Here is a 15,208-nt window from a genome sequence, read left to right as displayed (position 1 = left end):
TTTTTTGATTAGTGATTTAATCGACAAAGACTCAGGTAGATAGATTCAAAACTATTACGCAATAGTTCCGAGGAATTTTCCAGCTGAGAGTATCTTCTCAACATCTACCCTAGAAAATAAATTAAATCCCTTTTTCTTTTTTGATTAGTAATTTAATCGACAAAGACTCAGGTAGATAGATTCAAAACTATTACGCAATAGTTCCGAGGAATTTTCCAGATAAGCCAGATCAGAGTATCTTCTCAACATCTACCCTAGAGAGTAAATTAAATATCTTTTTCTTTTTTGATTAGTAATTTAATCTATAGAAGATTAAGATAGATAGATAGATAGATTCAAAACTATTGCGCAATAGTTCCGAGAAATTTTCCAGATCAGAGTACATCTACCCTAGGAAGTAAATTGAATATCTTTTTCTTTTTTGATTAGTAATTTAATCTATAGAAGATTAAGATAGATAGATAAAAAACTACAATACTACAGTTCTAAGGAATTTTCTCGAATCCTTCTCAGTACCTAGCCTAGTAGCTGAATTAAATATATTTTTCTTTTTTGATTAGGGGTAAATATAGCGAAGTTGCTATGAGGGGCAATCTAGAAATGAAAGCCTTTCTATACAAAGGTTTTAGAGATTAAAAATTCTAAGATTTTTAGTTTGCTAGGCAAGCTCATTACAGCGTCCCTAGTTTTTGTCTAATAATTAGAAGTATTTTTTTACTAATTCTTGATAAATAGATACTTTATCTACTGCCTCTGATACAGAGATATCATAGATTGATGCCATCGTAGCTATTAACTGCCTATTAACACCTTCAAGCAACTTCAAATTTTGCTCAAACTCACTAGCTGCGGACAACCAAAATTCTTCACGAGCTTTGAATAAAGGTGTATAATCATAGTCAACATCAAAATCTTCAATAAATTCTACTGTCGGAATAATAATAAATCTATCTCTAATATGATCAAATTTTGCCTCCTTCCAAATACGTTCTTTAGTAGACAAAATTTTAGGACATCCTACATCATACTCATACTTTTTCTTAGGTGTAAAAACCTTTCCTGTTTAATTAACACCAACCTTTAGCATCTCAAACAACTCTTCTCTTTTCTTCTTTTCAAGTTCCTTTGTTACATCAATCAAAGGAATAAGAATATTGCGTTTTTTCGCAATATGGTTTCGGATGCCTGCATAAGTAGAGGTAATAGATGAAAGCAAAGTAACATCATATAATTTTGAAGCCAGCTTTGTTACATTCTCTGTTGCATCATAATCATTTCCATAAACAACTGTAATAAAATATTTTGTCGTCAATGTGGAAGGTATCATCATACTAGAAATTAATATGGGAAGTGTAATCTCCTCATTTTCTAGCCTAGTCATTTGTTGTACCAAGTTTTCGAGTTGTTGGGCTAAAAGCATTTTGCTGGCATTATTTGTTCCCTTCCGTACTATACTACAATAGAATAAAAGTTTATACTTTGAAAGGAAGGTTTTAATTAATCAAACCAATGTTTCGCAGAATTTGGCAATGGCTAAAAAGTTTATGGGAAAAATTTTTGGGGTTATTCTCTCAACCTCAAACAAACTCTTCAGAAACTCAACCACTCTCTCAGTCTCCTCCACCTTTAACAGATACAGATTATGATTTTCTCTTCGGTCAACTTTTAGAAGGTATTGCTCAAGGTTGGTCTCCTGAAAGAGTAAAGAATTTTTTTGACGACCTGGGAGACCGAGGTAAACCTGAACTTTGGCAAGAATGGCTACAACGATTTGGAGAAAGATTATTAGCATCCCCGAAACCTAATGATGAGTTGGCTCAGAGAATGGTTAGGTTTGCTCACTTGACTCAATCGCTCTCTTCTCTACAAATTCTGGGAACTCTGGCTAATAATATTGGAACTGAACTTTTAAGTCGGGATAATAGTGGAGCTATTTGGGAATATGATGGACCTGATGCTGGTGTCTCTCCTGCTCCTCAACCATCTTTAGGAGAAAATCAAGAAAATGAAGCTTTGGAAAATTTAGTAGTTAAGCTTCAGGAAAATCCTAATTTATTAGCTACTGTTGCCCAACAGTTAGGTATACAGACGAGTGACCCAAGAGTAGTTATTCAGAAAATGGTTAGTCAACTTGGGGTGGGAGTAGAAAATCAACAACAGTCTGCCGAGCAAAATTCGGAAATATTTGCTCAGTTAGGTTTGGAGCAAGCAAAAGCTGGAGATTTAGCTGGAGCAGTTGATAGCTGGGAAAGTGCTTTGGCTTTGAAGCCTGATTATCACCAAGTTTGGTATAATCGGGGCAAGGCATTAGTACAGTTAGGAAGATGGGAAGAGGCGATCGCCAGCCATGATAAGGCTTTAGAAATTAAGTCTGATGACTATTTGGCTTGGAATAACCGTGGAGAAGCTTTGGGAAAATTGGGGAGATGGGAAGAGGCGATCGCTAGTTGTGATAAGGCTTTAGAAATTAATTCTGGTTATTATTTGGCTTGGTATAATAAAGCTAATTTTTTCGTTAGTTTGGGAAATTTGACAGAAGCAGTTAATTGTTATGATAAGGCTTTAGAAATTAAGCCTAATTTTTATGATTGTTGGAATGAGAAAGGAAATGTTTTGAGAGATTTGGGTTTGATGGAAGAGGCAAATAAAAGTTGGGAAAAGGCAAGGGAAATTAAATCTAATTGACTACTTTTGATTATTTGGCTGGGAATAACCGTGCTGAAGCTTTGGGAAAATTGGAAAGATGGTCTGAGGCGATCGCCAGCCATGAAAAGGCTTTAGAAATTAAGGTAGATTATTATTTGGCTTGGAACAACCGTGGAGAAGCTTTAGGAAAATTGAGGAGATGGGAAGAGGCAATAGTTAGTTGTGACAAAGCTTTAGAAATTAATTCTGGTTATTATTTGGCTTGGTATAATAAGGCTAATTTTTTGATTAGTTTGGGAAATTTGACAGAAGCAGTTAATTGTTATGACAAGGTATTAGAAATTAAGCCTAATTTTTATGATGGTTGGTATGAGAAAGGAAATGTTTTGAAAGATTTGGGTTTGATGGAGGAGGCTAATAAAAGTTGGGAGAAAGCCAGGGAAATTAAATCTGAGTAAGTTGCTCTGATAGTTTTTTCTTTTTGCCCTAATTTTTAATTTAAAAAGGTCGCCAAATTTTTACCGTATTATTTCTACCTAAGGAGTCATTAGTATAGCCACTACTACTTACTAAAAAGTTGCCATCATAACTAAATATCAGCTTTCTAATTGAACCTTGCTTGCTTGAAATATTCACAACTTGCTCTTGAGAAGTTAAGTTCCAAATTTTGATATTCGAGTCATAACCACCAGATGCTAACAATTTACCATTCTTGGAAATTGTGATTGTGTGTACTCCACAATTTTTTTGAGCTGTATCTGTCCTCCTGAGGCAAGAAGCATTTAGCTTACACTTATCACTATCATTATCTGAGTTATGCCTACAATAGTGCTTCATAATCCTAACTGGATTTTGGTTTGACACTCCTTGGACTTCAAAGATGTGAACATACTCACTGTGAAAACCAGAACTTACTAAAGTTTTACCATCTGGGCTAAATACAACCTCAGAAATAGGTCTAGGTTCTTCAGAACCTTGAGAAACAGGTCTATACATTTCTAATACATTTTTCAGCTTTTCTGTCTGCCAATCCCAGAGCTGGAGCTTTGAATTATGGCCACCACTAGCTAAAGTTTCACAATCTGGGCTAAATGCAACAGACCAAACCCTCGAAAATGGTCCTGTTTCCTCTGAATGTCCCCGCAAAGTCTTAATCCGCTGTCTTGTTTCTGCATCCCACAGTTCGATAATGCCACTCTCTCCAGCACTCGCTAAGATTTGACTTTGTGAGCAGCTCTTAGGAAGAAATGTAATAGAATCAGCGCCACCTTGATGATTCACTTCTCCAAGATAGCGTGCTTGAGTTTCTAGTTTTTTTGCATCCCAAAACTTGATTGTACCATCACGACTACTACTTGCTAAAATCTTACCATCAGGGCTAAAAGCCATTGTTCTGACAACTCCGTTATGTTTTTTCCAGCTACTTTTCTGTTTGCCTGTTGAGACATCCCAAAGTTTTATCTCGCCATCTACACTACCACTAACTAAAATCTTGCTATCTGGACTTAAAGCAAGACTATAGACTTCAGTGTTATGTGTTCCTAGGAGTTTACTTGAAGCAATAATAGAATAGGCTTCTTTACTATTTTCAAGTAAAGTAATACTGTCCATATTTGGACTCAAAGTAGCGGCATAAGCCTCAAATTGATATCCAGGTATAATTTTATAGTTCTTGGATTTGTTTTGGCTATCTGAGTATTCCCAACAATAACCCATAACTGGTAAGGGAGAGTTAGCTGCAACAATACAATAACCTTTTTTAGTAATTCCAATCAATGGTAATGCACCTGCTACAGCAGCTAGAAATCCAACAACTCCTATTACAACCTTTTTTGGAGAAATATTCCCACCGTTAGTAGGAGGTGGTGATGGTGATTGTGTCATAACTTTTGAAATTTTTATAAGTTATAAGACTATAATTAATGATAATCTGTAAATTGCAATATTAGGTAGGTACTAAATACGTTAAAGAAGTTTTCATTTGTGAATATAGCTATAGAAACCTTCCATGTAACCTCCCTACAAATTTAATTTTAGTTATTATAATGTGGTTTATATTTCTGAAAAGAGCTGTATTGTATAATTTGATTTTAATAATGCCTAAAAATTGAATCTGTGTAGTAAAAATAGATTTCCAAGTATTGATTGTAATTAGAAATAAAAATGTCAAAAAATAACAAACAACAAGATATTTCTCTATTGCAAGCCTGGCAGAAAAAAATTCAAGACGCTAATATTAACAATATATTCTGTCATTGTCATAGCTGTGAATATGAATGGGTAGAATCATCCTGGGAAGGAATATGCCCTAATTGCAAAAGTACCAATATTGAGCGTATTTCTTGTTGGCAATTTCCGGATGATTAATCAGGATTTACTCAAAAAGTATTTTGGTAAGAGTAGCAGTTAGCAGTCAGGAGAAATTGGAATTTAGAGGAGATATGAATAAAAATTGTCAGAGTAGTTTTTCCACTCTTGTATGACTAAAATAGCAATTTTTAAGCCAAGTTTTTTTACATTCTAAATTTAGAATAGAATCAGATTATATAATAGAGAGTTTCGCGTTTTTATGAGGTAAAATATTTATACTTTTGACGGGGTAAATATTTTTTGTTTGTTCCCTACTCCCCTACTCCCCTACTCCCCTACTCCCCTACTCCCCTACTCCCTTACTCCCTTACCCAAAAATCAAACTATAAAGCCTCTCCTTTCAAGGAGAAAAAAGAAAAAAATTTCTTTTAACCAATCCTCTTCTTAAAAAGAACAGGTAATTATTAATTATTAATTATTAATTGTTAATTATTAATTATTGAATCCCTCTTTTAACGATAATTAGTAAATTGCAATGGCATGGGAAAATCTTCTGCTTTTAACCTTTGCATTACTGCTTGTAATTCATCTTTCGACTTAGCAGAAACTCTCACTGCATCACCTTGAATAGATGCTTGAACCTTTTTAAATTCATCTTTAATCAACTTAGTAATTTTTTTAGCATTTTCTTGACTAATGCCTTTTTGCAGCTTGACTTCTTCCCTAACTCTATTACCACTAGCAGATTCAACTTTACCAAAATCAAATATCTTTAACGATAAATTCCGTTTAGCAGCCTTAGTTTGTAAAACAGTATGAACAGCATCTAAACTAAATTGACTACTCGTATTTATGGTAATTGTATCTTCGCCTAATTCTAATGTCGTATTAGAATCTTTCAAGTCATAACGAGCTTTAATTTCTCGCTCCGCTTGGTCTATAGCATTCACTAATTCTTGTCTATCAAAATCGCTGACTATATCAAATGATGATGTAGATGCCATAATTTTTTCAGATATTATCTTGATTTTACTTAATAAAAATTCCTGTCGTAAGCATTTAATTCTTTCTGGAGAAACCGGGTTTATCAAAATTTCCTGATAACCAACAATAATTAGGGCAATAAACTCGGTTTCTTGTTTTTTTCTTGTTTTGGTGCAGATTTTACTTAATAAAAATTCCTGTCACAAAAATAGCTTACTAAAAATTATTTTCAGCATTCAGCTATTAGTAGCGTTGGTGAATAAAGGTATGAAAATAAAAATTGAACAATCTCAAATATTTGTTATTCAATAGTTTAGGAATTACCAAAAAATACAAATCATACCCTGATTTACCAACGCCCTATTAGCTATCAGCTTCATTACCTTTAACTTTTGCAAGTCGTTCTTGTATTTCAATTTATTATAAGTTGAAAATGTCGTAGAAGTTAAGCTCATACTTGCTTCATTTATTCAAAAGTTGAGAGCTAACTGCTAATAGCTGAATACTTACAAATTATTAACACTAATTAAACTTAGAATAAACAAAATAGCCGTACCAGAAGAACTAATAACAAACATGAGCGATCGCCCTATAGGTACATCCAAAATATAAAATATCGAATAAAAAAATCGTCCAATCACAAAAGCAACTGCTGCTCCTATAGCTAATACAGAATCTTGTTCTGTCAAATATGCCATAAAAGAAGCTGCTGCAAATAAAATAAAAGTTTCAAAAGAATTTTGATGTGCCCAAGTTGCTCTTTTAGCATAATCAGGCAACTTTTCAAACAAAGCACGAGGCGCACCCAAATCATAGCCTACTTTAACACGACCGTAGGCTACTACTAAAAAAGGTGCATATACCAAAATTGCCCCTAAAACTATACAATCCAAAAAGATTGAAGATGGTGGTAATTCCAACAGACTCATTTTTATAGTAAAATTAACTAATCAAGGTAGAATAGAGTTACTACTTTACGTTGTTCTTCTGCATCTTGACAAGTCTTAATTAAAGTATGACTATCGTGAAAAGCAAAACAAATTAACTGTTGACATCTAGAAACAATTTCTTGGTTACAAATAGAACTCGCTTCAGCTAAAGATAATTGATCGTTTTTAGGATTTTCCACCACATGAATTACCTTTTCTAACTCTTTACGAGATTCTCTTGGTTGTCGTTTCAGACTTTGAGGTAAAATTACAGTAACTAAATTAGGGTCAGCCCTCATTGCTCCCCGAACTACTGCTAAATTAGTACCAGTTGCTCCTGATGTAATAATATGATTTGAACCTAAAACCAAGGCATAACTTAACAACTCAATTAATTGTTGATGAGTAATAGGAACATGACGAGAACCCAACACAGCAATTCTTTTAGAACCTGTTTGTTGGATTGCTAAAAGTTCCTCTAAAAAATCATCTACCTTAGGTATATCAATTGATTGACTCAAAGATTTTATCTATTGTAATAAAACTGCCAAAGGGATTATAACAAGTAAATATCTTTTTGTACATTTATTTTGTGGGAAAAATAACAATTGAGTCTAAAAAATCAATCAAGACAAAAATCAGGAGAGGCAAAATCCTTGGCTAAATTAGCTCAAGAATTTCCACCCACTCCCCTACCAATTCTTTCTGGTATTGTACCTTCTGGATTAAGGAGTTTTGACATCTCCAGGAGTTAAAACACCCTGAATTATGTGGCGAATCCACCGAAAACAGAATAAATCTGTGTTTTATTTAAGCCTGTCAAAAGACTTCCAGACTCCTTGGCATGGATAGACCATTATCTAGCTGTGAGCTTACTTTTTTTGAGCTTTCCGAGTGGTTTGACTCTGTAGGTGTTGGAGCAATCTTCTCGCTGCTTTAGCTGCCTGCTTGCTTTCAGCCGTCGTAGGAAATTAATTCCCCATTAACTGTCCACCGGAATCTCACCGCACTAGCTAGAGGTCATGGCGACAAAGCTTGTTCCTTATTCCTCTAGTATAGCAGATTTTTACCAAGGGATAAATCCTGTATGTAGTTATTCAACCAGCCGTTAAAGCGGGCACTGCGTAATTCCTCCCATCATTCTTTAGGCTTATATCGGAATTGTCCAGGCAGTAAGACATTGGTTTAATGGAGATGGGGCAATTCTAGCAGTAAATTTTAAGTCCTCTGATCTAGGGGGTCAATAACCATGAGCTGTTTACTGTTCTCTGCAAAGAAAGAACAGAATACCAGGTATAAATCTGATATTTTTCATTTCCCTTGTAGGTTTCAAGTACTGCCAGCTTTTACGAAGGTCAAAACCTTTGGCAATGCATGAAATTGGCAACCAGAATTAGGTACATAGATTTTAGTGTGTGAGTGCTCATTTTTACTTAATCTATTAGTTCATAAACCAGGAGTAGATATTAGTAGAGAAATGTTTGGGGCAAGCGGTTGTTTTAACCATGAAACCCAGACCCTCGCTACAGCCAAATTATGGCCAAATTTCTCTCCCATGGAACGTATTTATGCTACTGATATAGAACTTTAGCCGTTTTTATGAACTTACCCAAAACCGAAGGTTGCCAGAGAAGTATTTGCGCAGCATTCATTTAGACAAGCAACCTCCCAAACCGAGAGTTGAGTTTTGGAGACAAGCTTCCTGCTTCAGCGCTTTGCAATGTCCCGAAGGTTGTAACCTATATTCTCTAAAGGCTTAAAATCAGCGGGAACCATACCCCATGAGCAATGCCTGAAAAAAAGTATGTTTAAGTATCTTGGGGTAAGATTTCAGCTTCTGTTTCTCCCCCTTTTTCTCAGGGGTTAATGATCCATTAAAATTTCAATAATTTCCCAAATTTCCCAGCTATGAGCGTAGCTGAAAATGACTGAACAAGTGTTCAAAATCAAAATCTTGTGCCATTAGTCTTTTAACACATTCTACTTTGACAGGTTCATGTAGACGGACACTACCAAAGGTTCGATCTATAATTTCCACAGTAGATAGAGTATCATAGTCCACTGACAAAACAGGTACTTCTACATCCTCAGCACGACGCAGCACTAACTCATCAGGTGGAAGTTGCCCAGTTAAAATTAGACAATGGGTTGAAGTTTCTAAAGCTGCTAGCTGAATGTCTGTCCGATCGCCCCCCGTAACTACCGCCATATTTGTAGTCTTACGGAAATATTTTATCGCTGCGCTAACATTCATTGCACCGATTGTCAAGCTTTCTACCATTAAATCCAGGCGGTCAGGACGACAAAGCACCTGGGCTTTTAATTGCTTAACTAATTCTTCAACTGTGACACTGCGTAGGAGACTGCTTCTAGGCAATATTCCTAATACAGGTATATTCCTAGCTTCGAGAAAAGGTCTTACTAATGTAGTTACTGTTTCTTGTGCCGATCCTGGGACATCATTAATGACTACACCCAGAAGGGAACTACCTAAACGTTGTTTAGCTGAGAGTAAAGAGTCTATATAATAATGTGAATTTGGACGAGTTACCAAAATTACAGAAGCATTAAGAATTTCCGCAACTTGTGGCAGTGATAATTCCAAAAGACTACCCTCATCTAGGGTACTCGGTCCTTCTAATATTACTAAATCCTCTCCCTCTATCTGTAGATATTGGGCTAGAGATTTTTGATAATCTGTTTTTTCTTCTCCAAGCAACCGCTTCTCTATAGTACTTTGATCGAGCATCAACAAAGTTGGTCGAATACAATTTTGTGAAAGCTTGAGAGTTTCAGTTATGAACTGTACATCAGCATCTGTCGGAATAGATGTTGGAGTTAAACAGTTTCCCAAAGGTTTTCCATAGGCAATGCTTATACCTTGCCCTTGTAACTCATGGGCTATTCCTAAAGTAATTGTAGACTTGCCACTGTAAGGTTCAGTCGATCCAATTAGCAAATAATTTGCAGATTTTGGCACATCCTCACTCCTGCAATTAATGAACTTGTGGAAATTATCGCATTTTTAGGGCAAGTATTCCTTTTTATATCTCCAATCTAGGATATAAAACCTTTTTTGAGGATATATGGCAAACATTGTGGTCGATTTAGTACAATAGGTCCAAAGTTAGCAGTAACCTGTTGCTTAGTCCTTTAGCCGGATTGGTTTTTTATGAATAAGTTTGTTCAAAGCAAATCAGTGTATAAAAGTCCAGAGGTTTTTTCCTCCCGAAATTGCTAGTCAGACACCATTATCTAGGCTAGAAAATTTCTGGTAAAAGGGCAAAATTTCTGGGCTTTCTCACAAGACAATCCCTTGCAGGAGAGTGCGGGTATAAAAGCCAAGGTTTTGATAATGATAGTCAGAACTCCCATAAAATTGTGAGACTTGAAATCCTATTTTCAAGAGTCAGTCTTAGAAGTGAGTATCAAACCTAAATTACTCGTAGCGAAGTAGCTTTCCGTAGAAAGTCTTAGAAAAATCAATCGTGCGAGTTTTGTTATAATTCAGTAAGACATCGATTAAAAAATCAATAAACTCATAAGTAGCCATCATAATTTCATAGCTGAGTTCTTGATTACCATCAAACTGCATTCTGCAACGAGTTATGTCTGCAGGTAATATAGAAACAGTCCAGGTAATAACAAAAGGAATATTTTCGCCTCCTTCTATATTTCTTGCTCCTTCTAAATTTTTTTGTTTATATAGGCTAATAGCAAGACCTAGATATTTACGTCTTTTATCTGTGTAATATGGAGCATAAACAGCTATTTCTCCCTTCTCGGCTGGCTTTAATTGATTAATTTGTGGCATCCTATTTTATTATCTCCGCAATAAATACTGCCCATCAAAGCCTGGTCGTTTTCTGTTTATATAACTAGGCAATTTAGCAAGTATATTTAGAATTATTATATAACAATTAGGAAGGATTTTGATAGATATTTAAGAACAATTAAGAGCAATCAAAATCCTTTTCTATTCTGAGTTCTGACTCCTAATTACTACTAAAATATTATAGCTGAAATATGATTGCTATATTTCAATATGGTTCAGTTAGGGATTTTTTGAAGAAGGAAGAAAGAAAAAGGAAAGTAGATGAGTCTATGGATCAATGCAGCTCAGTTACGAATTTTTTGGGCATTTATGTAATCTAAAAAGCTCATCTAATGGTTCTATACTTTATGAGTTTTGGTCTGATCTGAACCGTATTGTGCTATATTTGAGATTTGAACTTATACAGCTATCATCCTGGAATTGTCTTATGTTATTAGGGTCTGAGGATTCAGCCCTTTAAACGATAAAAAGCGGTGTAGGGATGGGGATCTTTCCTAGCCATATCTAATGGAGCAAGAGAAAAGAAAAATTTTTCCTGTTCGTCAATCCTCTATTTTTTAAGGATAGATAATTGTTTCGGCTGTCGCCGACATGAAAATTGTTAATTATTGAACAAGTCGTTATTAATGTAGTTGGATCTAATTTTAACTATTACTAAAAAAAATTAGTTCATTAAGAAAAAAAGCAACCTGGATTTATCTGCTTGGATAGTCTGGGCTGATAAGACTGGTAACTTTATATAAAATTCATGGATAGATAGTTACAGTCAAATAAGTACAAAAATATTCATATATCTATTTTTTGCCTATTATGAAGTAAAAAATGTAATTATGCTATTGATCTAAAAATAATTTATTAAACTTAGTAAATTGTCTTTAGTTAATTATGAGTCTGTTTTAGTCTAATGCCAAATAAATGATATGAATTCATAGCTACTGACTCACTTAGACTAAAACCTCGATACTTTGTAGCAATATTTTTTGCAACTGGTATTAGTTCTAAGAATACTCAAAACTATCTTTATTTATATATAAATCATCAAAAAATCATACAAATATGAGACTAAAATATCCAATAATGAAAACTCCGAGTATATTTGAAATCTTACTTTTATTATCAAAAATTATCCCTAGGTGGTTACTGATAAATCTGTGATTTATGCCTGCAACTTTACATTTTAGACCTCTGATAAATTGTAAAAATTAAACCTTTTTTGCATACTTATATTACCCAGAACCCAGAAGCAGTGTACCTTTTTTCTTGACCGTAGCGATATTTTATGAAATTGGTATTATAGATTGAATTTAATGATCATAGCTGAAAATAGGATATAGCAGATTTGGGGATGAAAAATCAAAAAGAGGAACTACTTCTTAGATCGAGCTATTGGATGAGACTAACTTCCCCATTCCAAGAAATCAAATCATTGCAACAAATTTATGACTTATGCAAAACACTAGATATATGAAAAAATAACTATTAGGCGGTCAAAATAGTTTTGAGGATTAACCAATTGTCAAAAGGATTGCCCCTAAATCAAAGTTACAAAAATTTATCCATTATTTCCAAGTTGACAGACCCCTATAGCATTTAATATATAGATTAGTTTACAACTATAAAGAGGTGTAAGTGCTGAAATTATCAAAAACTAAAATTATCAACCCAAAACTCCTCTAAACCTCCACTCCAGAAGTAAAAAGACCATCTTTATAGTTTTTTAGGACAGAATTAGGTTAGTCTCTTAAACATAAGAAAATTATTAGTTGTTGGATCTTTTAAGATCAGTTGAATTATGCCGGACAGTTCTTGGCCAAAAAACGATTACTATCAGGAAACCCAAATTTATCAAAACTATACCTCAGATAATGAACAGCAAAATTATCAGGTATCAGAAAAACAGGAAAGTTCAGATGCTAAACAAACAGAGCAAAAAACGGAAGTTGTGGATACAAAAAAGCTCAGTAATCAGAATATTTACGATGGTCGTAGAGGTAAAGCAGCATTTATACTATCGCTGATCTGGACTACTACTATAATACTGCATTTGCTGTCCTGGGGATATTGGATAATTCTGAGTTTGACAGGTTTACTATCAGTTCAACTTTTGAGAATACTATTTGCTAAACCAAAACTAGCTCCAAAACCTCTATCAGAAGAAAACTTGGTAGACTGGCCTTATGTGTCTTTGTTGGTAGCAGCTAAAAACGAAGAAGCTGTAATTAGCAAATTGGTAAAAAATATCTGTGCTTTGGATTATCCCACTAATAATTATGAACTGTGGGTAATAGATGACAATAGTACAGATAAAACCCCTGTATTGTTAGAAAAGTTGGCTCAGGAATATCAACAGCTAAAAGTGATTAGAAGAGGTCCAGATGCTGGGGGAGGTAAGTCAGGGGCTCTCAATAGTGCAGTACCTTTTGTGAAGGGAGAAATTTTAGGAGTGTTTGATGCAGATGCACAGGTAACACCCGATCTACTCCGAAAGGTAGTACCACTTTTTACTAGAGAAGAAGTAGGAGCAGTACAAGTAAGAAAAGCGATCGCCAATGCAGGTCTAAACTTTTGGACAAAGGGACAATCAGCAGAAATGGTCCTAGATGGTTTTTTTCAGGAACAGCGAATTGCCATTGGTGGGATTGGAGAACTTAGGGGAAATGGCCAGTTCGTGCGTCTGAATGCTTTAGAAGAGTGTGGGGGGTGGAACGAACAAACTATTACTGATGATTTAGATTTAACTATTCGCCTACATCTAAATCAATGGGATATAGATTTTTTGGCTTTTCCAGCGGTAATGGAGGAAGGAGTAACTAACTCTATAGCTTTGTGGCACCAACGTTCCCGATGGGCCGAAGGAGGATATCAGCGGTATCTAGACTACTGGCAATTGATTTTGCGTAACCGAATGGGATTTGGTAAAACCTGGGATTTATGGCAATTTTGGGTGACACAATATCTAATATCGGTTGCTGCTGTGCCTGATTTTTTGATGTCAATAATTTTACGTCGTTTACCAATAACCAGTCCATTAACTGTGTTTACTGTGATGGTGTCTTTGTTAGGAATGTTTATTGGTTTACGTCGAACTCGGAAACGACAGAGGAGTTTAGCACAAAAGGAAAAGGTGATGGAGTTGGCTTTGAGGAAAGAACATCCATTGTCTTTATTGCTGACTTTCCTAGAAAGCGTGCGGGGAACTTTTTATATGTTGCATTGGTTTGTGGTTATGGGTATTACTATTGCTCGGATGTCTGTATTACCTAAGCGACTAAAATGGGTAAAAACAGTTCATAGAGGTGATGGGGATGATGGGGAAAGTTAAAAGTTGGGGCTAAATACTGAAGCATATAGATTTTACCCAAGTTCTCAAATATAGTTATTCCAGTTAAGATTGAGACAAGGTTTTCTTGCCTTGAAAGAGTTTCAGTTAAAAAAGTGCTCCAGTCTTATTGAGAATGACTATATATTCTCACTCTGGGCATCAAAAGAAAATGCTCTTCTAGTAGAAGATTTATCAATGTGCAGAATGTGGTTCTCAAATGGACAAAGACTTTAATCCTGCTGTTAATTTAGAAAACAATATGGATGAGTAGGTGTAGTACGGACGGAGAATAAGCCTTGGTCTAGAAAATGTACAGACTGCAGTCCGTACTTCTCATAGAAGTAGGAACGGAGCTGCTGAAGCTCGAATTCTATTTTGGGAGATTGCTTTCTTAAAGGAATACTCCGAAACGCTTCCCTGGCAACCTTTGGGTTTGGGTAAGTTTAGAGCTGATGTGTAAACTTAGTTGTTTGCGCACCATTCCACAAGAAAAGTTTTATTGTACCTAGCTCTCAGGAATTTAGGATCTACTGGACTATAACTCACAAAACCAAAATCTAGCAAGGGATTAAGCCTCTTAATATTTACTCGATCAATCAATTCTTAGTAGAACGCTTGTTATTATCCCATGACTTATTTTGATAGTAATTGTACAAGTGGCTGTAGCTCTTGATAATGTTTTTAACAGATTAATATCGCAGATTGCACAGCAATTATATCTAACTATGAGCAGGATACTGTGAGATAAAAAATGGAGAAAATAAAGATTTAATTTTGATAATTTCTAGGATATCTTTGATGATTGATGCTCTCTTTGTAGCAAATATACCCACAAATTGCTATGATTGAAGAAAAATAGTTGTACTCAAAGTTATAAGCATAACAATTGTTAAGGTTGAGAATTGCTATACTTGAATGATGTTTATTTTTTGATGTCCATAACAAAAATGAGTTATAAAAATCCAATAGCTAGAAAAAGGGCAAAGGAGAAAAAAAGATTGGGAAAACTGGATGCTGGATGGATAAATTTATGGGTGATAGGAATTATTAGACTCCTTCAATAATATCAATAAATTTAGCATTATTAATGACTATTTTATCTGCAAGTATTTGGTCAAGTATAGATGCCAAATTTCTCAAAATCTTGGGAATGCTCAAATGAAATCTCCCAAACTATTATTA

General features: G+C 34.9%; 14 protein-coding genes. 6 read left to right on the top strand and 8 right to left on the bottom strand.

Features of this window, described 5'->3' with window-relative positions; all coding sequences use genetic code 11:
- Window positions 1–700: 700 nt before the first annotated feature.
- Both F6K22_RS00240 and F6K22_RS00235 read right to left on the bottom strand, forming a co-directional pair.
- Window positions 701–1,003, bottom strand: a complete 303-nt coding sequence (locus F6K22_RS00240) for a hypothetical protein (protein WP_293092109.1) — start codon at window positions 1,001–1,003, stop codon at window positions 701–703.
- A gap of 60 nt (window positions 1,004–1,063) precedes the next feature.
- Window positions 1,064–1,420 (bottom strand): hypothetical protein, encoded by a 357-nt coding sequence (locus F6K22_RS00235; RefSeq protein ID WP_293092107.1) that lies wholly within the window; start codon window positions 1,418–1,420, stop codon window positions 1,064–1,066.
- An 89-nt stretch (window positions 1,421–1,509) separates the two neighbouring features.
- On the opposite strand from F6K22_RS00235, the gene F6K22_RS00230 reads away from it, so the two are divergent.
- Window positions 1,510–2,685 carry a tetratricopeptide repeat protein gene (locus F6K22_RS00230; RefSeq protein WP_293092105.1) on the top strand — a complete coding sequence of 392 codons (1,176 nt, stop codon included), beginning with the start codon at window positions 1,510–1,512 and terminating at the stop codon, window positions 2,683–2,685.
- Window positions 2,682–3,104: a tetratricopeptide repeat protein gene (locus F6K22_RS00225; RefSeq protein WP_293092103.1), complete on the top strand. Its 423-nt coding sequence runs from the start codon at window positions 2,682–2,684 to the stop codon at window positions 3,102–3,104. Before F6K22_RS00230 ends, F6K22_RS00225 begins: the two co-directional genes overlap by 4 nt.
- A gap of 40 nt (window positions 3,105–3,144) precedes the next feature.
- Here F6K22_RS00225 and F6K22_RS00220 read toward each other — a convergent pair whose 3' ends face one another.
- On the bottom strand, window positions 3,145–4,530 hold the full coding sequence (locus F6K22_RS00220; protein ID WP_293092101.1) for a WD40 repeat domain-containing protein: 1,386 nt from the start codon (window positions 4,528–4,530) through the stop codon (window positions 3,145–3,147).
- A gap of 279 nt (window positions 4,531–4,809) precedes the next feature.
- On the opposite strand from F6K22_RS00220, the gene F6K22_RS00215 reads away from it, so the two are divergent.
- Window positions 4,810–5,013 carry a hypothetical protein gene (locus F6K22_RS00215; RefSeq protein ID WP_293092099.1) on the top strand — a complete coding sequence of 68 codons (204 nt, stop codon included), beginning with the start codon at window positions 4,810–4,812 and terminating at the stop codon, window positions 5,011–5,013.
- Window positions 5,014–5,468: 455 nt separating this feature from the next.
- On the opposite strand, the gene F6K22_RS00210 is transcribed toward F6K22_RS00215, so the two are convergent.
- The 3 genes from F6K22_RS00210 to F6K22_RS00200 all read right to left on the bottom strand — a co-directional run bounded on the left by F6K22_RS00210 (window position 5,469) and on the right by F6K22_RS00200 (window position 7,390).
- The gene (locus F6K22_RS00210; RefSeq protein ID WP_293092097.1) at window positions 5,469–5,960 is read right to left on the bottom strand and encodes a YajQ family cyclic di-GMP-binding protein; all 492 of its coding nucleotides are present in this window, start codon (window positions 5,958–5,960) and stop codon (window positions 5,469–5,471) included.
- Window positions 5,961–6,446: 486 nt separating this feature from the next.
- A complete protein-coding gene (locus F6K22_RS00205; RefSeq protein ID WP_293092095.1) occupies window positions 6,447–6,869 on the bottom strand; it encodes an MAPEG family protein in 423 nt (140 codons plus the stop codon).
- A 17-nt stretch (window positions 6,870–6,886) separates the two neighbouring features.
- Window positions 6,887–7,390: a DNA recombination-mediator protein A gene (locus tag F6K22_RS00200; protein ID WP_293092093.1), complete on the bottom strand. Its 504-nt coding sequence runs from the start codon at window positions 7,388–7,390 to the stop codon at window positions 6,887–6,889.
- A gap of 87 nt (window positions 7,391–7,477) precedes the next feature.
- Here F6K22_RS00200 and F6K22_RS00195 point away from each other — a divergent pair, with 87 nt between their 5' ends.
- Complete coding sequence (locus tag F6K22_RS00195) at window positions 7,478–7,624, top strand: hypothetical protein (protein WP_293092091.1); 147 nt, start codon at window positions 7,478–7,480, stop codon at window positions 7,622–7,624.
- A 656-nt stretch (window positions 7,625–8,280) separates the two neighbouring features.
- Window positions 8,281–8,460, top strand: a complete 180-nt coding sequence (locus F6K22_RS00190; protein WP_293092089.1) for a hypothetical protein — start codon at window positions 8,281–8,283, stop codon at window positions 8,458–8,460.
- Between the two features lie 315 nt (window positions 8,461–8,775).
- On the opposite strand, the gene F6K22_RS00185 is transcribed toward F6K22_RS00190, so the two are convergent.
- Together F6K22_RS00185 and ebsA are read right to left on the bottom strand one after the other, a co-directional pair.
- Window positions 8,776–9,849: a phosphotransacetylase family protein gene (locus F6K22_RS00185; RefSeq protein WP_293092087.1), complete on the bottom strand. Its 1,074-nt coding sequence runs from the start codon at window positions 9,847–9,849 to the stop codon at window positions 8,776–8,778.
- Window positions 9,850–10,308: 459 nt separating this feature from the next.
- The gene (ebsA, locus tag F6K22_RS00180) at window positions 10,309–10,683 is read right to left on the bottom strand and encodes a type IV pilus biogenesis protein EbsA (protein ID WP_293092085.1); all 375 of its coding nucleotides are present in this window, start codon (window positions 10,681–10,683) and stop codon (window positions 10,309–10,311) included.
- Between the two features lie 1,813 nt (window positions 10,684–12,496).
- On the opposite strand from ebsA, the gene F6K22_RS00175 reads away from it, so the two are divergent.
- On the top strand, window positions 12,497–14,026 hold the full coding sequence (locus F6K22_RS00175; RefSeq protein ID WP_293092083.1) for a glycosyltransferase family 2 protein: 1,530 nt from the start codon (window positions 12,497–12,499) through the stop codon (window positions 14,024–14,026).
- Window positions 14,027–15,208 lie beyond the last annotated feature (1,182 nt).

The organism is Okeania sp. SIO2F4, from assembly GCF_010672385.1.
Taxonomy (GTDB): Bacteria; Cyanobacteriota; Cyanobacteriia; order Cyanobacteriales; family Microcoleaceae; genus Trichodesmium.
This window is presented reverse-complemented; position numbering and strand designations above follow the sequence as displayed.